The organism is Paenarthrobacter sp. YAF11_1, from assembly GCF_052113445.1.
Lineage (GTDB): Bacteria > Actinomycetota > Actinomycetes > Actinomycetales > Micrococcaceae > Arthrobacter.
Genome location: NZ_JBFRDF010000001.1, coordinates 341879 through 364031, shown reverse-complemented (window position 1 = coordinate 364031; position 22153 = coordinate 341879). Strand labels below are relative to the sequence as shown.

Annotated in this window: 18 protein-coding genes; 11 read left to right on the top strand and 7 right to left on the bottom strand. The window is 62.7% G+C overall.

Annotated elements, in window-relative coordinates; genetic code table 11:
- The first annotated feature begins 103 nt into the window (after positions 1 to 103).
- A complete protein-coding gene (locus AB4Y77_RS01750; RefSeq protein ID WP_442012798.1) occupies positions 104 to 1729 on the top strand; it encodes a hypothetical protein in 1626 nt (541 codons plus the stop codon).
- 65 nt (positions 1730 to 1794) lie between these two features.
- Here the strand turns inward: AB4Y77_RS01750 and AB4Y77_RS01745 are convergent, their stop codons facing one another.
- Positions 1795 to 2622 (bottom strand): caspase family protein, encoded by an 828-nt coding sequence (locus AB4Y77_RS01745; protein ID WP_311212753.1) that lies wholly within the window; start codon positions 2620 to 2622, stop codon positions 1795 to 1797.
- Between the two features lie 247 nt (positions 2623 to 2869).
- On the opposite strand from AB4Y77_RS01745, the gene AB4Y77_RS01740 reads away from it, so the two are divergent.
- From AB4Y77_RS01740 to AB4Y77_RS01715, 6 genes are all read left to right on the top strand, one after another.
- Positions 2870 to 4498 (top strand): ABC transporter substrate-binding protein, encoded by a 1629-nt coding sequence (locus tag AB4Y77_RS01740; RefSeq protein ID WP_311212752.1) that lies wholly within the window; start codon positions 2870 to 2872, stop codon positions 4496 to 4498.
- A gap of 128 nt (positions 4499 to 4626) precedes the next feature.
- On the top strand, positions 4627 to 5718 hold the full coding sequence (locus AB4Y77_RS01735; RefSeq protein WP_311212751.1) for an ABC transporter permease: 1092 nt from the start codon (positions 4627 to 4629) through the stop codon (positions 5716 to 5718).
- Positions 5719 to 5720: 2 nt separating this feature from the next.
- A complete protein-coding gene (locus AB4Y77_RS01730; RefSeq protein WP_442012797.1) occupies positions 5721 to 6743 on the top strand; it encodes an ABC transporter permease in 1023 nt (340 codons plus the stop codon).
- Positions 6740 to 8446 (top strand): ABC transporter ATP-binding protein, encoded by a 1707-nt coding sequence (locus tag AB4Y77_RS01725; protein ID WP_442012796.1) that lies wholly within the window; start codon positions 6740 to 6742, stop codon positions 8444 to 8446. Before AB4Y77_RS01730 ends, AB4Y77_RS01725 begins: the two co-directional genes overlap by 4 nt.
- A gap of 123 nt (positions 8447 to 8569) precedes the next feature.
- On the top strand, positions 8570 to 8959 hold the full coding sequence (locus AB4Y77_RS01720) for a chorismate mutase (RefSeq protein WP_311212748.1): 390 nt from the start codon (positions 8570 to 8572) through the stop codon (positions 8957 to 8959).
- 3 nt (positions 8960 to 8962) lie between these two features.
- Positions 8963 to 9997: a hypothetical protein gene (locus tag AB4Y77_RS01715; protein ID WP_311212747.1), complete on the top strand. Its 1035-nt coding sequence runs from the start codon at positions 8963 to 8965 to the stop codon at positions 9995 to 9997.
- A 45-nt stretch (positions 9998 to 10042) separates the two neighbouring features.
- On the opposite strand, the gene AB4Y77_RS01710 is transcribed toward AB4Y77_RS01715, so the two are convergent.
- From AB4Y77_RS01710 to AB4Y77_RS01685, 6 genes are all read right to left on the bottom strand, one after another.
- A complete protein-coding gene (locus AB4Y77_RS01710) occupies positions 10043 to 10768 on the bottom strand; it encodes a DUF4166 domain-containing protein (RefSeq protein WP_442012795.1) in 726 nt (241 codons plus the stop codon).
- A gap of 24 nt (positions 10769 to 10792) precedes the next feature.
- On the bottom strand, positions 10793 to 12085 hold the full coding sequence (locus AB4Y77_RS01705; protein WP_442012794.1) for a DUF58 domain-containing protein: 1293 nt from the start codon (positions 12083 to 12085) through the stop codon (positions 10793 to 10795).
- A gap of 68 nt (positions 12086 to 12153) precedes the next feature.
- Positions 12154 to 13254, bottom strand: coding sequence for an AAA family ATPase (locus tag AB4Y77_RS01700; RefSeq protein WP_442012793.1), 1101 nt, complete (start codon positions 13252 to 13254; stop codon positions 12154 to 12156).
- Positions 13251 to 14453, bottom strand: a complete 1203-nt coding sequence (locus tag AB4Y77_RS01695; RefSeq protein ID WP_442012792.1) for a DUF4350 domain-containing protein — start codon at positions 14451 to 14453, stop codon at positions 13251 to 13253. Before AB4Y77_RS01695 ends, AB4Y77_RS01700 begins: the two co-directional genes overlap by 4 nt.
- Positions 14450 to 15127, bottom strand: coding sequence for a DUF4129 domain-containing protein (locus tag AB4Y77_RS01690; protein ID WP_442012791.1), 678 nt, complete (start codon positions 15125 to 15127; stop codon positions 14450 to 14452). Before AB4Y77_RS01690 ends, AB4Y77_RS01695 begins: the two co-directional genes overlap by 4 nt.
- A gap of 11 nt (positions 15128 to 15138) precedes the next feature.
- Positions 15139 to 16401, bottom strand: coding sequence for a DUF7847 domain-containing protein (locus AB4Y77_RS01685; protein ID WP_442012790.1), 1263 nt, complete (start codon positions 16399 to 16401; stop codon positions 15139 to 15141).
- A gap of 224 nt (positions 16402 to 16625) precedes the next feature.
- Here AB4Y77_RS01685 and mtrA point away from each other — a divergent pair, with 224 nt between their 5' ends.
- The 4 genes from mtrA (at position 16626) to AB4Y77_RS01665 (ending at position 22132) form a co-directional block, all read left to right on the top strand.
- On the top strand, positions 16626 to 17300 hold the full coding sequence (gene mtrA / locus AB4Y77_RS01680) for an MtrAB system response regulator MtrA (protein ID WP_014922244.1): 675 nt from the start codon (positions 16626 to 16628) through the stop codon (positions 17298 to 17300).
- Positions 17301 to 17439: 139 nt separating this feature from the next.
- Positions 17440 to 19281, top strand: coding sequence for an MtrAB system histidine kinase MtrB (gene mtrB / locus AB4Y77_RS01675; RefSeq protein ID WP_396136296.1), 1842 nt, complete (start codon positions 17440 to 17442; stop codon positions 19279 to 19281).
- A gap of 2 nt (positions 19282 to 19283) precedes the next feature.
- Positions 19284 to 20996 (top strand): LpqB family beta-propeller domain-containing protein, encoded by a 1713-nt coding sequence (locus AB4Y77_RS01670; protein WP_311212739.1) that lies wholly within the window; start codon positions 19284 to 19286, stop codon positions 20994 to 20996.
- Between the two features lie 83 nt (positions 20997 to 21079).
- Entirely contained in the window at positions 21080 to 22132 is a 1053-nt protein-coding gene (locus tag AB4Y77_RS01665) for a ComF family protein (RefSeq protein ID WP_442012789.1), read from the top strand.
- Positions 22133 to 22153 lie beyond the last annotated feature (21 nt).

Here is a 22153-nt window from a genome sequence, read left to right as displayed (position 1 = left end):
TTCCCCTCAAGAGCCATTGCCTCCGGAATGGGGCGCCTCCATACTGGGCTAAGCAGCGCTTCCGCTGCGGTGTTTGGGGTCCGCATTCGGGACGGCGATGACTGTGGCATTTCCAAAAAAGAGCCCGGGAGACATCAAAGCCGGGCAGATGGTCTCGGTGACCGTTCTGGCCGAGGGGCCTATCGGTGCCCCAGGTGCACCTCCTCTGACAGCACAGGTCCGTATCCCGGTTGAACGCCTCAGGCGTGGTCCCACCGGCCACCGCTACGCCATCCACATCAGGAAGTGGCGGGGAACCACTGTGTCCCCTGTGACGCTGACGCAGCAGGGCGATCCCTGGCAGTTGATCTCGGAACCACCGCCGGCGGGTTTACGTGAACTCCTGGATGACACGCGTTTCCTGGCACAGCATGTCTATGGCGTGGCAATGAGTACGTTGGACATCTTCGAGACCACCCTCGGCAGGCGCATGCCATGGAATCCGGAAGGGCGTGTGGTTCTCAAGGCCCGGGACCTGATCACCGCCACTGACACCGGCTACGAGCGGGGAACCAACATCATCCGCTTCGGTTCGGTGGACCGGATGGGCTATAAAGTCCCCACAGCCCTCTACCGGGACATCGTCGCCCACGAAGTGACACATGCCATCCTGGACGGCTTCCGGCCGGCGTGGGCCGACCAGATGGCCACCATGGAGCAGTTGGCCATGCACGAGGCCTTGGCCGACATCGTGGCCATCCTTTCGGTCTTTTCTTCCCGCGAAGTGGTGTCGCGGCAGCTCGAAGCGGCGGGCAACGGCTTCGAGGCCGGGCAGGTGGTCGATGATGCGGTCCTGATGAGGTCCCTTTTCGATTTTGCCCGTGATCTTTTCGCCCGCGGACCGCTGCGCGAGCCCTTCGTTGGCGCTGTGCCGGAAGGTTGGCAGTCACTGCCGGAGCCGCATGCGCGGGGTGCCGTGGTGGTAGGGGCGGTGCTCCGGGCCGTCCAACGGCTGTGGTCGGAGCGGAACGCGCGGTTCGGGGACGGCCAAAGTCTGCAACAGAAGGCCGAATCAGGCTCGATCGTGGCCACCAGGGTCCTGCGGATGGTGATCCGCGGACTCTCCTATATGCCACCTGTGGACGTCTCCTGGCGGGATCTCCTCCGTGGCATCATCGCGGCTGACCTGGACATGGTTCCCGAAGATAATTACGGATACCGCGAGGCGATCCAAACTGAGTTCTCCATGATCGGGATTCGTCGGGTGTCAATGAACAACATCAGCGGCGTGGATAACTACCAGGGACTCCGCTACCCCATCAGGCTTTCGGCCCTCGGCTCCGATCCCCAGGAGGTGCAACGCTTTGTCTGGGAAAATCCCCGGCTCCTGGAGGCGGCGCGGCTTGAGCGGCGAACACCCCTGAGCTCCACGCGCGTACGTACTTCGGAGCGTGTATCCCCGGACGGATTCATCATTTCCGAGATAGGGGCCTCGTTCATCCAGACGGTACGGATGAGCCGGCGGGAAGCGTATGTCCGCCTTGGCCTGAAAACCCGGAGGGATTTCGTGGACATCCGCGGGGGAGGGCTGCTGCGCTTCGACGCAGGTGGCCGGCTGGTATATGCGGCCCTCAAGCCGGTGATGGACCGGGAACGGCAAGGGCAGATGTTTGGTTCGGACCCGCATCACGACGCGGAAGAGGCCGCCTCCTCGGGAGTCCGGGACAAGTTCCACGGCACCGGGGACTGAGCTTCCGGCCGCCATGAAAGGGTTTCAGGCGCCCGATTCGGGCGCCGGTCCCAGACACGTCAGGTTCAGGCGCCCCACGCGGCCTTGCGTGCCGCCGTCGAGCCTTCCAGTTGGGCGATCTGATCGAAGCCGCCGGACTTGAGGCCCTTGCTGACCTGCTTCAGGATGTCGGCGCGCGCCACGGTACCGTCACCCGTGAGGGCCCGCACGAAGTTGTAGGTAAAGGCGCCGTTGTACCGGCCCTCGATGAACGCATCGGCAGCAGTCTGGTCCGAGCGGCAGGCCGCCATCAGAACCGGCGCGGAGAGCTTGGCAGTCTTGACCATGTCCCGCAAGCTGCGGGTGTCCTTGGATTCGTTGGCTATCACTGCCCGGGGCGTGGGCGCCGGCAGGAAACGTGGACGGCGTCCGGGAAGGAGGTCCAATGACTTCAGGCCCGTTCCACTGTGGCAGGTGTCCAGCACAACATCCATCAGGACACCCTGGGGCAGTCGGGCAAACAAAGCTGCCAATTCGTCGTCGGTGATCACTGTGGTGGCGTCCCAGTCATCACCGGAGTTGTTGATGTCGTAGCACGCAAAGGCCTCGTCCATGCGGTCGCTTTCATCTCCGCTGGTGTCCGGCACTTGGGTTCCATGGCTCGAAAAGGTGAACACGATGTGAGTGGCCGTGCCCGCCACGGCAGCGTCCACCAGGGCATTGAGCGCAGCCATGACTGTCTTTTTCACCGCTTTGGCGTCCCGTAGCACGGTGATGCTGGAAGCTTCGAAGCCATAGTGTTTTTCAAGCATCGCTGCGAGGTCTTCGGCATCGTTGACGCAGCCGTTGAGCCAGCTGGCTTGGGGTAGAAACTTGAACTTGTTGATCCCTACACAGAGTGCTGCCTTGCTCATGGGCTTGTCCTTTGGGCGGTCTTTCAGTGAGTGGCGACTCGGAATCTACGATATTCCGGCACGTCACCCGGAGCAATGGCCCGAAGGCATGGGAACAAAGCTACTGGAAAGTAAATTTTGTGTCTCAAATCACTAAAATGAGGGTTCGCCGACTGCGAAGTCTGGTTGAATCGAGGCACTAAGAGTGTGCGCCGTCACAAATATCCCACGGCGGCGCGCCGAATCCATCGAACAGAAGGTTCACCAGATGGCACTGAACAAGAAGGCCCTGCACGGCGCTATCGCGCTGGCGGGCATCTCCGCGCTCGCCCTGACGGCATGCACGGGACCCTCCGGCGGCGGCTCCTCGTCCGCCCCGGCCGCTGCGGGCCCCATCGCCTACGGCACCACAGACAAGGTCACGTCACTGGACCCAGCTGGATCCTATGACAACGGTTCGTTCATGGTGATGAACCAGATCTATTCCTTCCTCTTGAACTCCAAGCCCGGTGGCGCGGAACCCGTGCCCGACCTCGCGGAATCGTCGTCGTTCACGTCGCCGTCCGAGTACACGGTCAAGCTCAAATCCGGACTGAAGTGGGCCAATGGCCACACATTGGATTCCAAGGACGTCAAGTTCTCGTTTGACCGCCAGGTGGCGATCAATGACCCGGCAGGTCCGGCATCGTTGCTGACCAACATCGAGAGCGTCACCGCACCCGACGCCACCACCGTGGTGTTCAAGCTCAAGAACGCCAACGACCAAACGTTCAGCCAGATCCTCAGCAGCCCTGCTGCGCCGATCGTTGACGACGAAGTCTTCCCGGCGGACAAGGTGCTTTCGGACGACGAGATCATCAAGGCCAATGCGTTCCACGGCCAGTACACCATTGACAGCTACAAGAAGAATGAACTTGTCAGCTTCAAGGCGTTCGCGGACTACCAGGGCGTTCTGGGGAAGCCCGCAAACGATGCAGCCACCATCAAGTACTACGCCAGCCCCACCAACCTGAAGCTGGAAATCCAGCAGGGAGCCATTGACGTCGCCTTCCGCAGCCTGAGCGCGACGGACATTGACGATCTCCGCAAGGACTCCAAGGTCAAGGTACTCACCGGTCCGGGTGGCGAGATCCGCTACATCACGTTCAACTTCGACACCATGCCGTACGGAACCAAGGCTGCGGGCGCGGACCCGGCCAAGGCACTGGCCGTACGCCAGGCCGTGGCCAACCTTGTTGACCGCCAGGCAATCGCCGACCAGGTTTACAAGGGCACCTACCTGCCGTTGTACTCCAACGTTCCGAGTGGATTCCTTGGTGCCAACGAGTCGTTCAAGGACGCCTATGGTGACGCCGGCAAGCCGAGCCTGGATAAGGCCAAGAAAGTCCTGACCGACGCCGGGATCACCGAACCCGTGGCCCTGAACCTCCAGTACAACCCGGACCACTACGGCGGATCCTCAGGTGACGAGTACGCCATGGTCAAGGAGCAGTTGGAGAAGTCGGGCCTCTTCACAGTGAACCTGCAGTCCACCGAGTGGGTTACCTACAGCAAGGCCAGCCGCGCCGATGAATACCCGTTGTTCCAGTTTGGCTGGTTCCCGGACTTCAGCGATGCCGATAACTACCTGACCCCGTTCTTCCCCGAGGGTGGCTTCCTGAAGAACCACTACAACAACGCCACGGTGAACGAACTGATCAGCAAGCAGCTCACTGATGCGGACAAGACCAGCCGCGAGTCGGCCATCAAGGACGTTCAGAACGCGCTCGCCAAGGACATTTCCACGCTGCCCCTGCTCCAGGGTGCGCAGGTGGCTGTGGTCGGAAGTGGCGTCAACGGCGTCGATAAGACGCTGGACCCGTCCTTCAAGTTCCGTCTGGGAGTCATTTCCAAGTAACCGCACCATTGTGACCAGAAGGCAGGCGGGACACTGATCCGGTGTCCCGCCTCCTTTGCTGACCACCACCTTGGCCGGCACGCATGAGCCAACCCCGCGCAATCCACGGGCAGGAAATACAGGTAATAATGACAACACTTATTGAGGTACCCGAGGCCGAGCCCGGGATCGTTGCTCCCAAGAGCAAGTCCAAAGCCGGGGGAGGTCTGGGCAGGTACATTGTGATCCGGTTCTTCCTGATCATCCCCACAGTCTTCATCCTGGTGACACTGGTGTTCTTCCTGATGAGGGTCATTGGAGATCCCATCACGGCATCACAAGGTGGCCGGCTTCCTCCGGATGTCCTGGCCCAGCGCATTCACGACGCAGGCTACGACCGACCCATTCTGATCCAGTATTTCGAATACATCGGTCAACTTCTCACGGGCAATTTCGGCACCACCATCACGGACCGGCGTCCAGTGGTGGAAGTATTGACCACCTTCGGGGCGGCCACCCTTGAACTTTCCATCAACGCATTGATCGTCGCGCTCCTGGTGGGTATCCCCTTCGGTCTGATCGCGGCCCAACACCGGGATAAGACTCCGGATGCGCTGCTGAGGTTCTTTGCCATCCTTTGCTATGCCACGCCTGTCTTCTTCGCCGGCCTGCTCCTCAAGCTGACGTTCTCAGTGTGGCTCGGATGGTTCCCGGTAGCCGGCCGTGCCTCCACCCGCACGGAACTGACCATGAGCGGGCTGGCCGCACCGTCAGGTATCTACTGGCTGGACGCGCTCCGCAGCGGCAACTTCACGGCCTTGGGGGACATCGCTTCCCATGCGGTCCTCCCTGCCCTTGCCCTCGGACTGCTCACTGCCGGCGTCTTCCTGCGCCTGGTGCGCACCAACGTCATAGGCACGCTGGGTAAGGACTACGTCGAGGCCGGGCGTTCCAGGGGTGTCAGTGAGTTCCGGCTGGTGACCAAGCACGCTTACAAGCCGGCGTTGATCCCCATCATCACCGTGATGGGCCTGCAGATTGCCCTGATGTTGGGCGGCGCCATCCTGACGGAAACCACCTTTGAATGGAAGGGGCTGGGGTACCAGTTGGTGCAGTACCTCAATGCCCGCGACTTTGTGGCTGTCCAGGGAATAGTCGTGCTGCTGGCCATCATTGTGGCCGTCACCAACTTCGTCGTGGACATCATTGCCGCGCTCATCGACCCCCGAGTGAGGTACTGACCATGAGCACTCCTGCACTGACCGCACCCAAGCAGCCGTTCTTCTCCCGGCTGCCCGTCGTCTCTCATTTCAAGAAGAGTGTTGGCCTCCAACGCGGCATGTTGATAGTGGGCCTCGTCCTGACCGGCCTACTGATCCTCACCAGTATCTTCGCGCCGTTGCTTGCACCCTACGGCTACTCACAACTCAGTGATGCTTCCGGTTCCTTCCCCACCCAGGAAGCTCCGGGCGCCAAGCACCTGCTCGGAACCACCGTCAGCGGCTATGACGTCCTATCCCGTGTTATCTGGGGATCCCAGACCGCTGTCACCGTCATTGTTGTGTCAGTGGCCATGTCGATTTTCCTGGGCGTTGCCCTGGGCTTGCTCAGTGGCTACTTCGGCGGCTGGCTGGACCGGATCCTGGTGGTGGTGGCAGATGCCATCTATGCATTCCCCACCTTGCTCCTGGCCATTGTCATCTCGATCGTGATCAGCCGGGGTCAGTCCAGCTTCTGGGGTGGCATCTTCTCCTGCGCTTTCTCCATCACCGTGGTTTTCGTGCCGCAGTACTTCAGGGTGATCCGAGCCGAGACCATCCGGCTCAAGGCTGAACCGTTCGTCGAGTCGGCCCAAGTACTGGGTGCTTCCAGCATGCGCATTATCGGGCGGCACATCTTCAAGAACGCCACGCGGACCCTGCCGCTCATGTTCACCCTCAACGCGTCCGAGGCGATCCTCACCCTCGCGGGGCTGGGCTTCCTGGGCTTCGGCATTGAACCTACCTCTGCTGCTGAATGGGGGTTTGACCTCAATAAGGCGCTGGCTGATACCTCGTCCGGAATTTGGTGGACCGGTGTCTTCCCCGGCATCGCCATTGTGCTCACGGTCTTGGGCCTGACCTTGGTCGGTGAAAGCATCAACGACCTCAACGACCCCCGGATCCGTGGACGCAAGCGGGCAGGCAGGACGCCGGCAACACCAACCCCGGCAACCCCCGCAGCACCAACAGCGGCGTCTACGCCGGCAGAAACAGGTAAGCCATGACTACCAACCTTGGACATGTTTCGGACCAGGCCGGCAGCGGCCTGCCAGTCCTCACCATCGACCGGCTCCAAGTCACCTTCGCCACTGACGGCGGGGACGTCCACGCCGTCAAGGATGTCAGCCTGGACGTGAAAGCCGGCGAGGTCGTGGCGATCGTGGGGGAATCGGGATCCGGAAAGACCGTGACCGCCAAGACCATCCTGGGCCTGCTTCCTGAGACGGCCATCAGTTCCGGGGCCGTGCTGATCAACGGCAACAACGTGATCAGTGTCAGCAAATCCACGCTGCGCAAGATCCGTGGCCGCGACGTTGCCATGGTGTTCCAGGAGCCATCCACCGCGTTGAATCCGGTTTTTACTGTCGGCTGGCAGATCGCCGAAGGCATCCGGGCACACGCAACGGACGGCAAACGCGTCTCGGCCAAAGAGGCCAAGGAGCGGGCCACCGAGGCACTGCGCAAGGTGGGTATCCCGGACCCCGAAACGCGGGTCAACTATTACCCGCATCAGTTCTCCGGCGGCCAGAAACAGCGTGTGGTCATCGCGGCCGCGCTTGCCCTGAACCCGGGCCTGATAGTGGCCGACGAACCGACCACTGCCCTGGACGTCACCGTCCAGGCGGAAATCCTGCAACTTCTCCGGGATCTGCGGGACAACTACGGCACCTCGATTGTCCTCATCACCCACAACATGGGCGTGGTGGCCGACCTCGCGGACCGGGTTGTGGTCATGTACCAGGGGGACGTAGTGGAGGAGGCCCCGTCCCGGGTCCTCTTCGCGGAACCACGGGAGGACTACACCAAGAAGCTGCTGGCCGCCGTTCCGCACCTGGGGCGCCATTCAGCCTCCGAAGGTGCCCGGGCCCGGCTTCATCAGGACGGCAAGGTCCTGGTGGAAGCGAAGAACCTCACCATCGAATATCCCGGCCGGTTCGGGCGCCACGGCTTCAAGGCCGTGGACAACGTCAGCTTTACCGTCTCGGAGAACGAGGTCTTCGGACTGGTGGGCGAGTCCGGTTCCGGCAAGTCCACCATCGGCCGTGCCATCGCGGGCCTGAACCGCGTTACGGGCGGCAGCTTGAAGGTCCTTGGCTACGAGATGCTGGACTTCAAGGAACGCTCCTTCCGCCCGCTCCGAAAAGAGATCGGTTTCGTCTTCCAGGACCCGGCTGCCTCGTTCAACCCACATCTCACCATCGGTGAGTGCGTCGCCGAGCCGCTGATGATCCACACCAAACCGAGCGCGGCTGAGGCGAGGAAAAAGGTAGGCGAGCTGCTCGAGTCAGTCCAGCTGCCGGCGTCGTACGCGCAACGCTATCCGCACGAGCTGTCCGGCGGACAACGGCAGCGCGCTTCCCTGGCCAGGTCGCTGGCGCTGAACCCGCGCCTCCTGATCGCCGACGAACCGACGTCCGCCTTGGACGTTTCGGTGCAGGCGAAAGTCCTGGACTTGTTCAAGGACATCCAGGAACAGTTCGGCTTTGCAGCCCTCTTCATCAGCCACGACCTCGCCGTGGTGGACATGTTGTCCCACTGGGTGGGCGTGCTCTACAAAGGGCAACTGGTGGAGCAGGGGATCGGCAACCACGTGATGGGATCGCCCCAGCACGACTACACCAAGAGGCTCATCGCGTCCCTGCCGGTGCCGGACCCCGATGAGCAAGCACGACGGCGGGAGGCCCACCGAGCGCTGCTGGGCGGCTAGGCCGAAGAACCCATAAAAGTTGGTGAAAGGCACGCCCCTTGGCCAGGGGCGTGCCTTTCCCGCCATCCGGTGCGCCGAGGTAACACCCGCGTCCGAATCAACGAGCACCATAGACTGGGGTGCATGACCGAGCAGAACAACGCCCTTCCCGATGACGCCGATTCCTTCAACCCGGCAGCGAGTTCCCTGGCCGGCCAAGTGGACCGCGCCGTCATGGATGAGTTGCTGTCCATCCGGTCCAGCATCGACAACATCGATGCCACCCTTGTCTTCCTGCTCGCTGAGCGCTTCAAGGCCACCCAAAAGGTAGGCATCCTCAAAGCCACGCACAAGCTTCCCGCCGGAGACCCAGGCCGCGAATCAGCCCAGATTGCACGCCTGCGTCGGCTCGCCGAAGATGCGCACCTGGATCCGGGGTTCGCCGAGAAATTCCTGAATTTCATCATCAGCGAAGTGATCCGCCACCACGAGGCAATCGCCGAGGATCACCAGATATCACGCCGGCAGGCTTGATCCATGGCATCGGTGAAAGACCTGCGCGCCAGCGCAACCGCTCTGGGGCCGTGGCCAGGCATCGATCCCGCCGAGGCAACCCGGATCATCCGCGGCGAACTCGGCGACCCCCACCTTCCGTTCCTTCCCGAACTTCCGGACCGCGGAGTGGGCTCGGACGCGGTGGGCCGGTCAGGGTCCTTGCTGATGGACCTGGCACTCGACGTCCAGCCGCATGGGTGGCGGCTTGTAGACCGGCCGGGGAAGGACGCCCAGCGTGCCCGATCTGCACTGTCCACGGACATCAATATCCTGGCCGACGTAGCCGGGGCCGAGGACGTTTCTGCAGCTGGGTTCAAGATCAGGGTGGTGGGTCCCCTGAGCCTTGCTGCCAATCTTTACCTGCACAATGGCGAACGCGCGCTTCTTGACTATGGAGCCCGCCGTGACATTGCTGAATCCCTGGCCGCCGGCGTTGGAGAGCACATCCGCCGGGTCTCCGGGGCGCTTCCGGGCGCTGACATCGTGGTCCAGTTAGACGAGCCGGACATCGCCTCGGTCATGGCCGGGACCATCCCTACAGCAAGCGGCTATAGAACGCTGCGGTCCGTGTCCGGCGAAGAGGTCACCGGGGCCTGGCGGCTGGTGATCGAGGCACTCAAGACGGCCGGCGTCGTCGAGACCGTGGTGTCTGTACCAGAGATCGAAGCACCGATCGAACGGATCCTTGCTGCTGGAGCAGACGGCCTGGCCGTCCCGCTGAGGGCGTTGACCATGCGTCAGTGGGAGCAGTTGGCCGCCGCCGTGGAGAGCGGCAAGCGTGTGTGGGCCGGCGCGCTGCCCACCCACGATCCGCGGGCACAACTGCCACGGACTTCGGACATCGTGGAGAGTATCTGGAAGCCATGGCGCCAGCTTGGCCTGCCTGCGGCGGGCTTGGCCGGACTGCGTGTCACTCCCTCCACGGGACTCGCCGGCCATAAGCCTGCAGCGGCCATGGACGTACTGACAAAGCTCACCCAAGTGGCCGACGGACTGGACCAGCTGGCCCAAGGCTGACGTGCACAGTGCTGAACTTGCCGCCCCAGCGCTGGGGCGGCACGTTCAGATTCGCCGTTCCCAGCGCTCCGGTTCTGCGTATCGTGGGAGCGTCGTACCAGGGGCGGCGCCGGGCAGATACGGAACCAACCGGTAATCGAAGCGTCCGGCATAGACCAGGACCAAGCCAATCTGGGGCTGGATAACCTTGACCTGGATGCGGTGTTTACCCTCCGCTTTGTCCCACCATTGCTCTGCATAGGCGCGTGCGTCCAAGGCAGCCGGCAACGGAATGCGCAAAGGCCCCAGAAGCAGTCGGCTCGCATTGGAGACACCACGAAGCCTGCCCTCGGACGTGACGCCGACATCCAGATCCGTCACCAGCCGCCGATACCGTCCCACGTGGTCCACCAGGCGGGCACGCTGCTTGCCGTTGCCCAGCCCGGGACCGGGCACTACGGCACTCGTCGTGTCGTGGAACAGCCTGGTCTTTGAGGGGAAGTAGATCTCCCGGCGTGCTGTCAGGGCTGGTCGTCCGAAGGGATCCACATGCGCGTGGTTCTCGATCCTGAACCGGATGCCCTCGCCGTATTCAGGAAAGAACGCTTCCTCACTGCCGGTGAGGGCAAGCAGGGGCCGCAACCATTTCTGCCGGCAGCCGACTACGTCAAAAACACCTTCGCCTATCCCATAGGAGCCTGAACCCGCTGTCAGCGAAAAGTACTCCTGAAGCTCCGGCGTCAGCTTGGTGAAGTCATCGCCGAGTGCCAACTGGTAGATGGGGGCCGTCATGGCAGTCCTTTCTGGACGTGGAATCTAGAGTCTTCCGGCCGCTTTGAGCCGGATATAGGTGTCCGCAAGCAGGGGTGGGACGTCAAGTGGTTCAGCATCCACCACTTCGGCGCCCAATTGCCGCAGCTGGGCCGTGACCGCGGCGCGTTCCAACAAGGCGCGTTCGGCTGCTGCGGCCCGGAATACTTGGCTTGCCGTGGTCCTTCTCTCCTTCATGGCCGCGAGCAGGGGATCCCTGACGGATGCCACCACCACCACATGTTGGCGGGACAATTGCGCCACTGTGGGGAGGAGGCCCTCCTCGGGGGCACCGCCGTCGAGCGCTGTCAACAGCACCACCAGCGATCGGTGCGCCGAGACCGCCCTCACCTGTCCAGGAATTTGCTGCCAGTCCAGCTCAATCAGTTCTGCCTCCAAAGGGGCCATGGCCTGGACCAGCTGGCCCAGCATGTTGCTTTTGGACGCCGACTCCACCCGGGCACGTAGCCTGCGGTCGTACGCGAGGAAATCAACCCGGTCCCCGCCGCGTTCGGCCAGCACGGAGAGCAGCAATGCCGCTTCGATTCCGGTATCGAGGCGGGGTTCGTCCTCGATTCTGGCGGCAGCGGTGCGGGACGTATCCAGGACAATGACAACGCGCCTGTCGCGTTCGGGGCGCCAGGTGCGCACCACCACGGAGGTGCGGCGCGCCGTAGCCCGCCAGTCGATGGACCGGACGTCATCACCGCGCACGTAATCGCGAAGGGAATCGAATTCCGTTCCGGCTCCGCGGATCTGAACGGCGGCCCTGCCGTCAAGTTCCCGGAGCTTCCGGAGCTTGGACGGCAGATGGCGTTTGGAGTGGAAGGGTGGCAGCACCCTCAGATGCCCAGGAAGCAGACGCGTGCGCTGTCTGGCTGCCAGCCCGAGTGGTCCCTGGGACCTGATGGTGACGTGGGGGCTTTGCAGGTCACCGCGGCGTCGGGGAACCAGGGCTACCCTCATGCGTCGCCGCTCGCCTGGGGGGACAATCAGAGACTGCGCATTATCGATGGCGCCGGCAGAGGGCTGCCATGCATCCCTGACCTTCGCCCGCAGCGTCCGCCGGGTGGGATTGGCAACCGTCACGACAGTCTCCACCTGTCCCTCCAGTGTCACATTTCCCGGATGCTGGCGGTCCAGGCCGAGACGTGCCGGCGATGCAGTCAGGAGCAGGTCAAGGACCAGCAACAGCAACAAACCCACAGTGACGAACAGGACTGTGATCCAGGCCGGAAACAGCACTAAAGGAATGAGGCCGGCCAAGGCGAGCACCACGAATCGACCCGTAATGGCCATTCAGGCCACCTCGGTGGTTCCCGCACCGGAACTCACGTGCGAGCCCGACTTCACCTGCGTGCCCGAACTCACCGCGGCACCGGAACGGATGCCAGGATGCTGCCCAGGACATCATCCACCTGGATGCCGTCCATCTGGGCTTCGGGTCGAAGGCCAACACGGTGCCGCAGACACGGCAAAGACAAAGCCTTGACGTCGTCCGGGGTGACAAAAGTCCGTCCGGACAACCAAGCCCAGGCCTTGGACGTATTGAGCAGCGCCGTGGCACCACGAGGGGAAACCCCCAGTTGGAAGGACGGTGCGGATCGGGTGGCACGGACAACGTCAACGATGTACGCCAGAATTTCCGGGGCTACCGCTACGTGGGCTACGGCGGCCTGGGCGGCGGAAAGCTCTGCGGCGCCCGCCACCGGCCGCACACCGGCAGCGGCCAGGTTCCTCGGATCGAAGCCGCTTGCATGGCGCCGGATGACCTCGATTTCCTCGGCCCTTCCGGGCAGAGGCATGGTCAGTTTCAGGAGGAAGCGGTCAAGTTGCGCCTCGGGGAGGGGATAGGTCCCTTCATATTCCACCGGGTTCTGCGTTGCCGCCACGATGAACGGGCTCGGCAGTGGGCGGGACACTCCATCCACGGAAACCTGGCGCTCTTCCATGGCTTCGAGGAGGGAGGCCTGGGTCTTCGGAGGGGTGCGGTTGATTTCATCCGCGAGCATGATGTTGGTGAAGACGGGGCCCTCACGGAAAGTGAACTCCGACGAGTGGGAATCGTAGACCAACGATCCCGTGACGTCACCGGGCATGAGGTCGGGGGTGAACTGGACACGCTTGGTATCCAGGCTCAAAGCAGTGGAAAGCGCCCTCACCAACAGGGTCTTGGCCACGCCCGGGACGCCCTCCAAGAGAACGTGGCCCCCGCAGAGCAGCGCGATGAGCATACCGGTGACGGTGGGATCCTGGCCTACTACGGCTTTGCCCACTTCGGCGCGGACGTTCAGCAGCGACTGCCGCGCGGGGTCCTCCGGCGCGGAGCGATGCCCGTTTCCTGACGGATCGCCTCCTTGCGGCACACTCTGCTGCGGCAAGCCCTGTTGGGGCACATCCTGCTGGGGCGGGACCCCACCTGTGTGTTGGCTGTTGCTGTCGGTGTAGCTGTTCGGCTGGCTGCTCATCGGGCGGTCGCCTCCTGTTCGATTCGTTCGATCTGTTGTGCCCATTGCACCAGTTGTCCTTCGTTGTCCGGCCGGGCGTCGAGCAGCACTGAACTGACTTCTGATGCCGGCCGCTCCACCTGTCTGGCTGAGGCGTCCACAATTGCCTCCGGGGTGGCATCCACCCCCAGGTTGAAGTGCCGCGCCAAGCGGGCCAAGGTTCCCGCCCGGAGGTTCTCGGCCGCACGCGCCACTGCCCGCGAGTCCTGATAAAGGCGTGCCCTGCCTTCTGCGGTCTCGGCAGCTTTCACCACAACGGGAAGCGGTTCGAAAACCAGCGGGCCCAGGCGCCGGCCCCGCCAGGCGATGGCCAAAAGCGCCACGATTCCCAGCCAAGGTCCCACAAACGCCAGCCATCGGGGCGCCAACTCGTTCAGGGTAGGTGTTGAATCAGTCGTGGCGAGGTCACCGACTCCGGGCAAGTACCAGACAAGGTTCTGGTCCTTGCCCAAGGTGCGGAGCGCGAGGGCTGCGTTGCCTTCCATGGCGAGGTGCTGGTTGTCAACCAAGTCTGTACTGCCAAGGACCACCACCTGGCCGTCGTCCGATGCTGCATAGAGACCCGAACCGATGCCCGCGACGGGGTAGCACACTACGGGTCCCGAATAGATGAAGCCTTGCGCAGAGACCCTGCCTGCCGCTGCGGCATCGTTCTGGTCGCAGCGGGGTTCAAGAATTGTTGTTGCCTCAGGTACAACGCCGCCTGGCCGGAAGTCCTGCTCCAGCGCTTTGAGTGTCCTGAGGCGTGGATTGACCAGCACCACATGGTCCGCGGCGTCCGTGATGCGTTCCAGCTGTGTCCGGTCGAGGAAGCCGCGGGGGTCGAAGAGGAGGACCGTGGCGTCATCCCGGTCGGCCAAGGCGTCCATGGTCTCCGCCAGGGTATCCGTGGCTGTGACTGCTATGCCGTGGCGCCCCAGGATTTCAGCCAACGCCATGGCGCCATCCGGGGCCGGATTCCGGGAGGACAGTGGCCTCGGATCCTTGGCGCCCGCGACACTCGAGACAGCCAGGTAGGTCACCAAGCCGGCCAAGAGTGAGCCAATGAGGATCCATGTCAGATGCTTCCGGAACCAGACACGGAAACCCCTGCCCGTGGGCTGTTGGAGGGCAGTAACGTCGCCTTGAACCGTTCTGCCTTTCGCCGAGGATGTGGTCATCGGGGCACCGCAAATCCGGCGTGGGCCTGTCCAGCGAAGTCGGGCTTCATTTCCAGGAGATCTGCATCGAGTCCGCGGACCGACTCGTAGTCCGATGCTGTTGCACCCAGCTCGCCGTAGCGCACAGCATCAAAAAGGCGGGCGGCTGCGTCCAGCCGGGATTGTGCGGCGCCAAACACCTGCCCCAGTTGCCCGGCCGCTTCATCGGCTGTCCGCCCTGCGCGCGGGTCAATGATGTCACGCTCCTCCGCGGAGCGGACCAATGCCCGGAACTGGTCGACGACGGCGGACGGCCAGTTGCCGTCGTCGGCCGCGGTTGCCGCACGTTTCCTGAAACCTTCCGAATCCACACTGTCGTCATCCCCGTAGATGTCGACTGCAGCGGCTTTTCGGCGGGCATTCAGCCTGGGCCGGACCACAACAATCGCAGCAATGATGATCGCAAGGGCCACAGCGATCATCAGAGGAACAGCAAGGTCAGGTCCCTGGCCCATCCCGTCGCCATCCAACGACGACAACCAGTCGAGAAAATCACGCCACAACTGCTCCAGCCAAGCAGGTTGGGCGTCCGGGTATTGAGGTTTGGAAAGTTCTTCAGCCGCCCAGCGCCGCCCCTCTTCGCGGTCCGGGGTCACGGGCGGTTCCATGGCCGCCAAGGTGGTGGATGCATTCAACAGGCTCAGCATCATGCCGGTGGCCGTGGCCCGGACGGAGGAGGAGGCGGGTACTGCCCGCCGTTCGGTGGCCACAGGGGGGCTTGGGGCTGGGTCGGGTTTCCGGGTTGGGTCGACGGTCCGCCCGGCACGCCATCAGGATCGGCGCCGGTTTCCATCAACCGCATCAGCTCAACGTCCAAACCATCCCGGCGCATCCGCAGATCCATATAGATCAAGGCGAACACCGAGGCTTGGAAAGCGAACGTCACGGACCCCACCAAGGCGCCGATCGCTGAAGAAATCACAGTGGTGATCACCAGAGTGGAGGCAACCGACTCAGCGTCCGGGTGGGGAGTAACCACCTCACCAATGGCCGCCGCTGCCAAGGAGGCCGGGATCTGGACTATCTGGGCGATGACGCCCACCATGATGGCGACCACAAGGGTAATACCAAAGATCCGCCACCAGTTGTTCCTGGTCAGCTGCCAGGACCTGCGAAGTCCGCCAAAGACGCCTGTCCGCTCAACCACGATCGCCGCGGGCGCCAGCATCAACTTCAGCCCGATCCAAACGAAGGCCACCACCGACCCAAGGCCCAGTGGCAGGACAATGAGCAAGGCCGCGGGTCCCATGGCAGTGAACAACAGCACCGTAATCCCCACCACCGCTGTTGCTGCCACGAGCCCGCCGAGTGTCAGCAGGGCAGCAACGCCCAGCAGTGGCCAGATCTTTCGGCCGGCAAGTTTCCACATCTGCTTGAAGCCTGTACGCCGGTTGAGGACCGATCGCGCCACCGGCACCACCAGGACCCCCTGAAGGACCGAACCTAGAAAACCGATCAGCACCGAGACACCCAAAGTGCCGGCCATGATGGCCAGGAAAGGACCCATGGCTTCGGTGAATTCCGCCTCAGTGCTGACGGATTCAAAGGACATCGAGAGCTGGAACATTCCCACTGTGACGATCCCGATGAACACCGCGCCAAGTGCTTGTACGATCAGCGCTGATCCAAACATGGAAGCAGCGTTGCGACGGATCGTCTGGAACGAGCCATCCAGGATCTCGCCGAACTGCAGCGGACGCAAGGGAATAATGCCCGGCTTGGGAGGAGCGACGTAGAGGGGTTGTCCGTAAGGAGGGCCCGGCGGCCAACCGGGTGCCGGTTCGCCCTGGCCGTATTGTCCACCGCTCTGGGGAGCCGCCCACGCCGGGGGACCGCCCCACTGCGGCTGGTTGCCCCACCCGGGCTGATTACCCGGCGATGGCTGGTGGCCATGCTCTGGCTGTGACACGATATCCTCCCCATAAGACCCGGCGCGCCGGCATCCGACGTCCCCCATTCGGACCTTGGCACCCAGCCTATAGTCCCGCCGTCGTCCCTCATAGCCTGATGGCCGGCCAGCCATGACAGGCGGGCCACCGTTGTTGTGCAGTACGGTGGAAGTTGCCCTTGGGGCGCCATGCCGTGCGCCGTGCCCAACGGGACAAAGACTTGGTGATAAGGGAATATATAACTATGAAGGCACGCATTCTGGTAGTTGACGACGACGAAGCGCTCGCAGAGATGATTGGCATCGTCTTGCGCAATGATGGCTTCGAGCCGGTGTTCTGCGCAGATGGTGGCCAGGCCCTGGAGGTCTTCCGTTCCTCCAAGCCGGACTTGGTGCTGCTGGACCTCATGCTGCCTGGATCCGACGGCATCGAGGTGTGCCGGCAAATCCGCGGTGAGTCCGACGTCCCCATTGTCATGCTCACGGCAAAGTCCGATACCTCCGATGTGGTCCGGGGCCTTGAATCCGGTGCCGACGATTACGTACCCAAGCCTTTTAAGCCCGCCGAGCTTGTGGCGCGTGTTCGTGCGCGCCTCCGCCCGGGCGATCAGAAGGCTCCCGAAACCCTGCGTATTGCTGACGTGACCATCGACGTCGCCGGCCACTTGGTCACCCGCGGCGGCGAACGGATTTCGCTGACCCCCCTGGAGTTCGATCTCCTGGTGGCACTGGCGCGGAAGCCGTGGCAGGTCTTTACCCGCGAACTCCTCCTTGAGCAGGTTTGGGGCTACCGCCATGCTGCGGACACGCGTTTGGTCAACGTCCACGTCCAGCGGCTGCGGTCCAAGATCGAACGCGACCCGGAGGCGCCCGAGGTCGTTTTGACGGTGCGTGGTGTCGGATATAAAGCAGGTTCCTGAGTCCCCGGTCGGCAAGACCGGCGCGGCAGGACAGGGCCCTGATACCCAGGGTCGGGAGGGGGCCGGTGTCCACCAAGTGACACCGGCTGCGTCAACGACCCCCAATCTGTCGCCTGACCCGTCTGACCCGTCGTCGGCGATGCAACCAGCTGCCTCAGGTGAACCGGAACGGAGCGTGCGGACCCTGCCGTGGATTCTTACCCGGGCGCGGATCTGGACGCGACGCGGACTCATCCTGGTTCTGCGGGTTTCGCGGCTGGTGTCCCTCGGAATCCGGCAGATCAGACCAGGGCTTCGCTACCTCTGGCGCTCAGTGCTCCGGCGCTGGCGGCGGTCGCTGGAGTTCAGGACAGTCCTGACCACCTTGCTGCTGGCAGTGACATCCTTCGCCATCGTGGGCGCCTACCTGTCCAACCAGATCGCCAACAACCTTTTCCAGGAACGTCTGGCCCAAGCGGAATCCGAGTCGCGCTACAACGTCAAGCAGGTTCAAGACACGTTCGACGGCGCCCAAGTCACCGATCAGTCCAGCGTCATCACCCTGGTCTACGACACTCTGACTGCCGTCGAAGGTCGCGGTTCGGTGATCCAACGCCGCTACGTCTTTGAAGCGAAACCTGAACAGACCAAGCCCCGCAATCGCTGGGTCGAGTCACGCGCGTCCGATCAACTGACGGTCCGGGTCATACCGCCGGAGTTGCGAAAGGCAGTCCAGGAAGGTGGCAAGCAGCAGTTCTGGGCCTCCACCCAATTCCCCGTCGGCAATGAGGACCGCCCAGGCATAGCGGTCGGAAACATGGTGACGTTCAACGGCACGTCCTATGAGCTCTACCTGATCTACGACCTCAACACCGCCCAGCAGACGTTGGACGAAATCCAGAACGTCCTCTGGGCGGGCGGGGCAGCGCTGGTACTCATGATCGGCGCCATCGCCTGGTATGTCACACGCAATGTGGTCAGTCCTGTCAGCCACGCCGCTGTGGTCTCCGAAAAGCTCGCGGCAGGCCAGCTCCAGGAGCGCATGGTGGTCAAAGGCGAGGACGAGGTCGCGAGATTGGGCGCTTCGTTCAACCACATGGCAGCCAGCCTGCAGGAGCAGATCACGCAACTGGCCACTTTGTCGCAAATGCAGCAGCGGTTCGTCTCCGATGTCTCGCACGAGCTGCGGACACCGCTCACTACGGTCCGAATGGCTGCCGAGGTCCTCTTCGACGCCCGTGACGACTTCGACCCCATGAACAAAAGGTCGGCCGAGCTGCTTTACCACCAAGTTGAGCGGTTTCAGTCGTTGCTTTCCGACTTGCTGGAGATCTCCCGCTTCGACGCCGGGGCAGCTGTTTTGGATGCAGAACCCCAGGACATTTTCCAAGTCATCTCCCACGTGATGGAAGGCGCCGCACCTGTCGCCGCGGAATACGGCTCAGAGGTCAGGCTGAATGCCCGGCAAAAGAGCATCGTCGTGGAGATGGACTCCCGGCGGATTGAGCGGATTCTCCGCAATTTGCTGCTCAATGCCCTGGAACATGGAGAAGGCAACCCGATTCAGATTTCCGTGGCAGCCAACCACGATGCTGTGGCCGTTTCCGTGAGGGACCACGGCATTGGAATGACGCAAACAGAGGCAGCGAGGGTATTCGACCGATTCTGGCGCGCAGATCCTGCACGCGCCCGGACCACCGGCGGCAGCGGCCTGGGTCTCTCCATCGCAGCCGAGGACACCAAACTGCACAACGGCTGGCTTCAGGCTTGGGGCCGCAAAGGATCCGGTTCCAATTTCCGGTTGACCCTCCCCCTTCGGCAGGGCGGCACCATCGTGAAATCACCGCTTCAGCTCGAACCTGCGGACATTGAATTCCCTGGCACCGCAAGCGAGCGGCACATGCTCATCCTGGGCGCAGAATCCGGAAGTGTCCCGAAATCGGCCCACTCCGGCGCCGGAAAGCCTGCATTTGATGAGGGCTCAGCAGGGGAGAGGGACTGAACATGGTGCGTCTCCGGCGTTCACGTGCGGTTGTAGTCGTCCTGGCGGTGCTGATGGTTTTATTGGCTTCCTGTGCGCAGATTCCCCGGTCCGGTCCTGTTGGCAAGAGCAAGGACGAGGGCGCTGGCAATCCCAATGCGCCGGTCTTCTTTCCGGCTGCCCCGCGTGCAGGGTCGAGTCCGGAGACCGTGATCGAGGACTTCTACATGGCGGGCAGCGGTTATGAGGACGATTACCCTGTTGCACGCCAGTACCTGACGCAGGCACAGTCCGTTACCTGGAAACCAGACAAGCGGGCCATCGTTTTCCGTGAGGCGCAGGTAGTCAAGGCCGCGGGGGAGAACGAGTACCTCTACGAATTGGACCTCGCCTATTCAGTGGATGCCGATGGCGTGGCAACGCAATTCCCGCCGGGTACCAAGGAGACCATTCCGCTGACTCTCGAGCAGGTGGAAGGCCAATGGCGGATTTCCAAGGTGCCCGACGGGACGGCCATACCGGAAGAGACGTTCAAGGTCATTTACGGGGCCTTCCCCATCTATTTTTATGACCCCACGTTTACCTATGCCGTGCCCGACTACCGGTGGTTCATCAAGAAGAACACGGTCAAGTCCATGACGTCTGCAGTGCTGGCAGGCCCTGCTCCCTACCTTCGCGGGGCAGTTGTCAGTGCCTTCCCTTCCGGTATGAAACTCGCACGGGAATCCGTGCCGGTGGTGTCTGGCTCCGCTCAGGTGGACCTGTCTGCCAAGGAACTTTTTGATGCCTCGGCGGAGGACCGCCAGAGGATGCAGAACCAATTGGCCTTGACCTTTCGTGACCAGCCCGATGTCATCAACGTCCAACTGCGGGCGGATCAGGACCTGGTAAGGGTCGAGGACAACGGTACGGTGTTGCCTCCCGTGGTGGACAAGAGCGTACCGGCCCGCCAGATTGCTGTGAGCAACGGGGATTTGGTGCGCTATGAGAACAACAGAATGACTCCACTTCCTGACATGCAACCCGTGTCCGGGCTGGGACCCCACTCGCCGGCCGAGTCCCCGGTGTCCCAAACAGCCGCGTTCCTCAACGGTGACAAGACGACCCTGTATGCAATCGAACCAGGTCAGCCCGCGCGCCAGTTGACTACCAGGAGCACGCTCACCGGGCCCTCGTTCAGCCCCCACGACTGGGTATGGACAGCAGGGCCGGGTGCCAACGGGGCCGCCGAAGTGGTGGCCTTCAAACCCACGGGCATTGCACCGGGCATGGCCATTCCCAATGTCACCATCACTCCTGCTTGGCTGTCAGGACGAACCGTTCGGGACTTCAGGGTTTCCCGGGAAGGGACCAGGGCGCTGGTCATTTCTGAAGCAAACGGTAAATCAACGGTGCAGATTACGGGAATAGTCCGGAATGCCGACGGCGTTCCCAAAGATCTCACTGCGCCCATCACGTTGGTCAGTACAGGCTCTGCTGATCAGGGAGTCTGGGTTAACAGTTCAACGGTGGCGGTGATGTCAGGCTCGGCCACGGCAACGGTGGTACCTGAGCTGCTTTCGCTTGAATCGGGTGAGCCGCAGCAATTGGCCCCTTGGGATGCCTTGACCAGCCTCAGCGCCGGCAACGGCTCCGAGCAGATTTATGGGCAATCCGAGGACGGAGTGTTCCAACGGGTCGGCAACGGGTGGGAGCTCCAACTTAAAGGACCCACGGAGCCCGCATTTCCCGGCTAGGCCGCCGTAAAATGTCGTGCCGGATGTCCACATAGGGCGGCACGCGTCTTCCGGCCGGGCCTGCGTCCGCGCAGGCTGGCACCATGATCACACCAAAAAAGGGGACCACGGCATGCATGCGGACCGGCTCTGTCATTGAGACTGGCTCCGTGGTTGGGACAGGCTCTGTCCAAGGCGCTGCTTCCGGCCCTGGTATCCGTAAGCGTGTGCGGCAGCCCGTGAGGGCACGCGACCCGGACCTCCACCCGGTGGATCCCGTCAGGGCTCGTCGTCGTGGTCCGGACCAACATGGCATGGGCCGCTTCCTGGCTGCACTCCAGGGGACCGCCGTCGACCTGCTTGGACTGCTGGTCCCGGTGGATTGTGTCTGCTGTTCAGTGGAGGACACAGTCTTATGTGGAGGCTGCGCAAAGCGCGTCCGCCAACTCTGCAGCCAACCATTCCGCGCAGAACAGGAATCGCCCGCGTTGGTTGAGATGGATGGCACAGTGAAGCTTGGGGTGGTGGCCGCAGGCCCCTACCGGGATGAACTGGCGCAGTGCATCTTGTCTTTTAAACGCTTCGGTCAGTGGCGCTTGGCCGGGGTCTTGGCGCCATGTCTGGGCAAGGCGGTGGAACAAGCTGTCGGAGGCGAATCCGGATTCTGTCTTGTACCAATTCCTACAAGAGGCCGGGCATACCGCAAACGGGGATTCAGTCCGCTGCACCTCTTGTTGTTCTGCTTGCGGATGCGAGGCATACTGCCGGGATGCCCAAGCATTGACGCGCTTGTGAAGAGAAGCGACCCGCCGGCAACGTACATCAACAGGGATTTGATCAGGACTCTGTTTGCCCGGGCCGCCGATTCGTTGGCCGGCAAGGGGACGCGGGGTTCCGGTTCCGGCCAAAAAGGACTGGGGCGTGGTGCGCGGGCCAGCAGGGTCCGCGGATCCATGCGGGTACGAAGCCGATGCCTCAAGGAGATCAGGGGCAGGAAATGCATTCTCGTGGACGATGTCCTCACTACCGGCGCCACGCTTGCGGAAGCGATTCGGGCGGTGGAAGCCGCGGGTGGGGTGGTCTGCGGCGCTGTTGTCCTCGCGGCCACGAGGCCACCAGCCTATGCTCTCGACACAGCAAGGGGCGATCCCTGTTAAGTCCTTAAGACTCAATCAAAA

Coding starts and splice junctions, on each gene's coding strand:
- AB4Y77_RS01710 (WP_442012795.1), bottom strand. CDS start 10,768: ATGACGGCCCCCATCTACCAGTTGGCACTCGGCGATGACTTCACCAAG.
- AB4Y77_RS01665 (WP_442012789.1), top strand. CDS start 21,080: ATGATCACACCAAAAAAGGGGACCACGGCATGCATGCGGACCGGCTCT.
- AB4Y77_RS01735 (WP_311212751.1), top strand. CDS start 4,627: ATGACAACACTTATTGAGGTACCCGAGGCCGAGCCCGGGATCGTTGCT.
- AB4Y77_RS01745 (WP_311212753.1), bottom strand. CDS start 2,622: ATGAGCAAGGCAGCACTCTGTGTAGGGATCAACAAGTTCAAGTTTCTA.
- AB4Y77_RS01670 (WP_311212739.1), top strand. CDS start 19,284: ATGGTGCGTCTCCGGCGTTCACGTGCGGTTGTAGTCGTCCTGGCGGTG.
- AB4Y77_RS01695 (WP_442012792.1), bottom strand. CDS start 14,453: ATGACCACATCCTCGGCGAAAGGCAGAACGGTTCAAGGCGACGTTACT.
- AB4Y77_RS01725 (WP_442012796.1), top strand. CDS start 6,740: ATGACTACCAACCTTGGACATGTTTCGGACCAGGCCGGCAGCGGCCTG.
- mtrB (WP_396136296.1), top strand. CDS start 17,440: ATGCAACCAGCTGCCTCAGGTGAACCGGAACGGAGCGTGCGGACCCTG.
- AB4Y77_RS01715 (WP_311212747.1), top strand. CDS start 8,963: ATGGCATCGGTGAAAGACCTGCGCGCCAGCGCAACCGCTCTGGGGCCG.
- AB4Y77_RS01705 (WP_442012794.1), bottom strand. CDS start 12,085: ATGGCCATTACGGGTCGATTCGTGGTGCTCGCCTTGGCCGGCCTCATT.
- AB4Y77_RS01740 (WP_311212752.1), top strand. CDS start 2,870: ATGGCACTGAACAAGAAGGCCCTGCACGGCGCTATCGCGCTGGCGGGC.
- AB4Y77_RS01730 (WP_442012797.1), top strand. CDS start 5,721: ATGAGCACTCCTGCACTGACCGCACCCAAGCAGCCGTTCTTCTCCCGG.
- mtrA (WP_014922244.1), top strand. CDS start 16,626: ATGAAGGCACGCATTCTGGTAGTTGACGACGACGAAGCGCTCGCAGAG.
- AB4Y77_RS01720 (WP_311212748.1), top strand. CDS start 8,570: ATGACCGAGCAGAACAACGCCCTTCCCGATGACGCCGATTCCTTCAAC.
- AB4Y77_RS01700 (WP_442012793.1), bottom strand. CDS start 13,254: ATGAGCAGCCAGCCGAACAGCTACACCGACAGCAACAGCCAACACACA.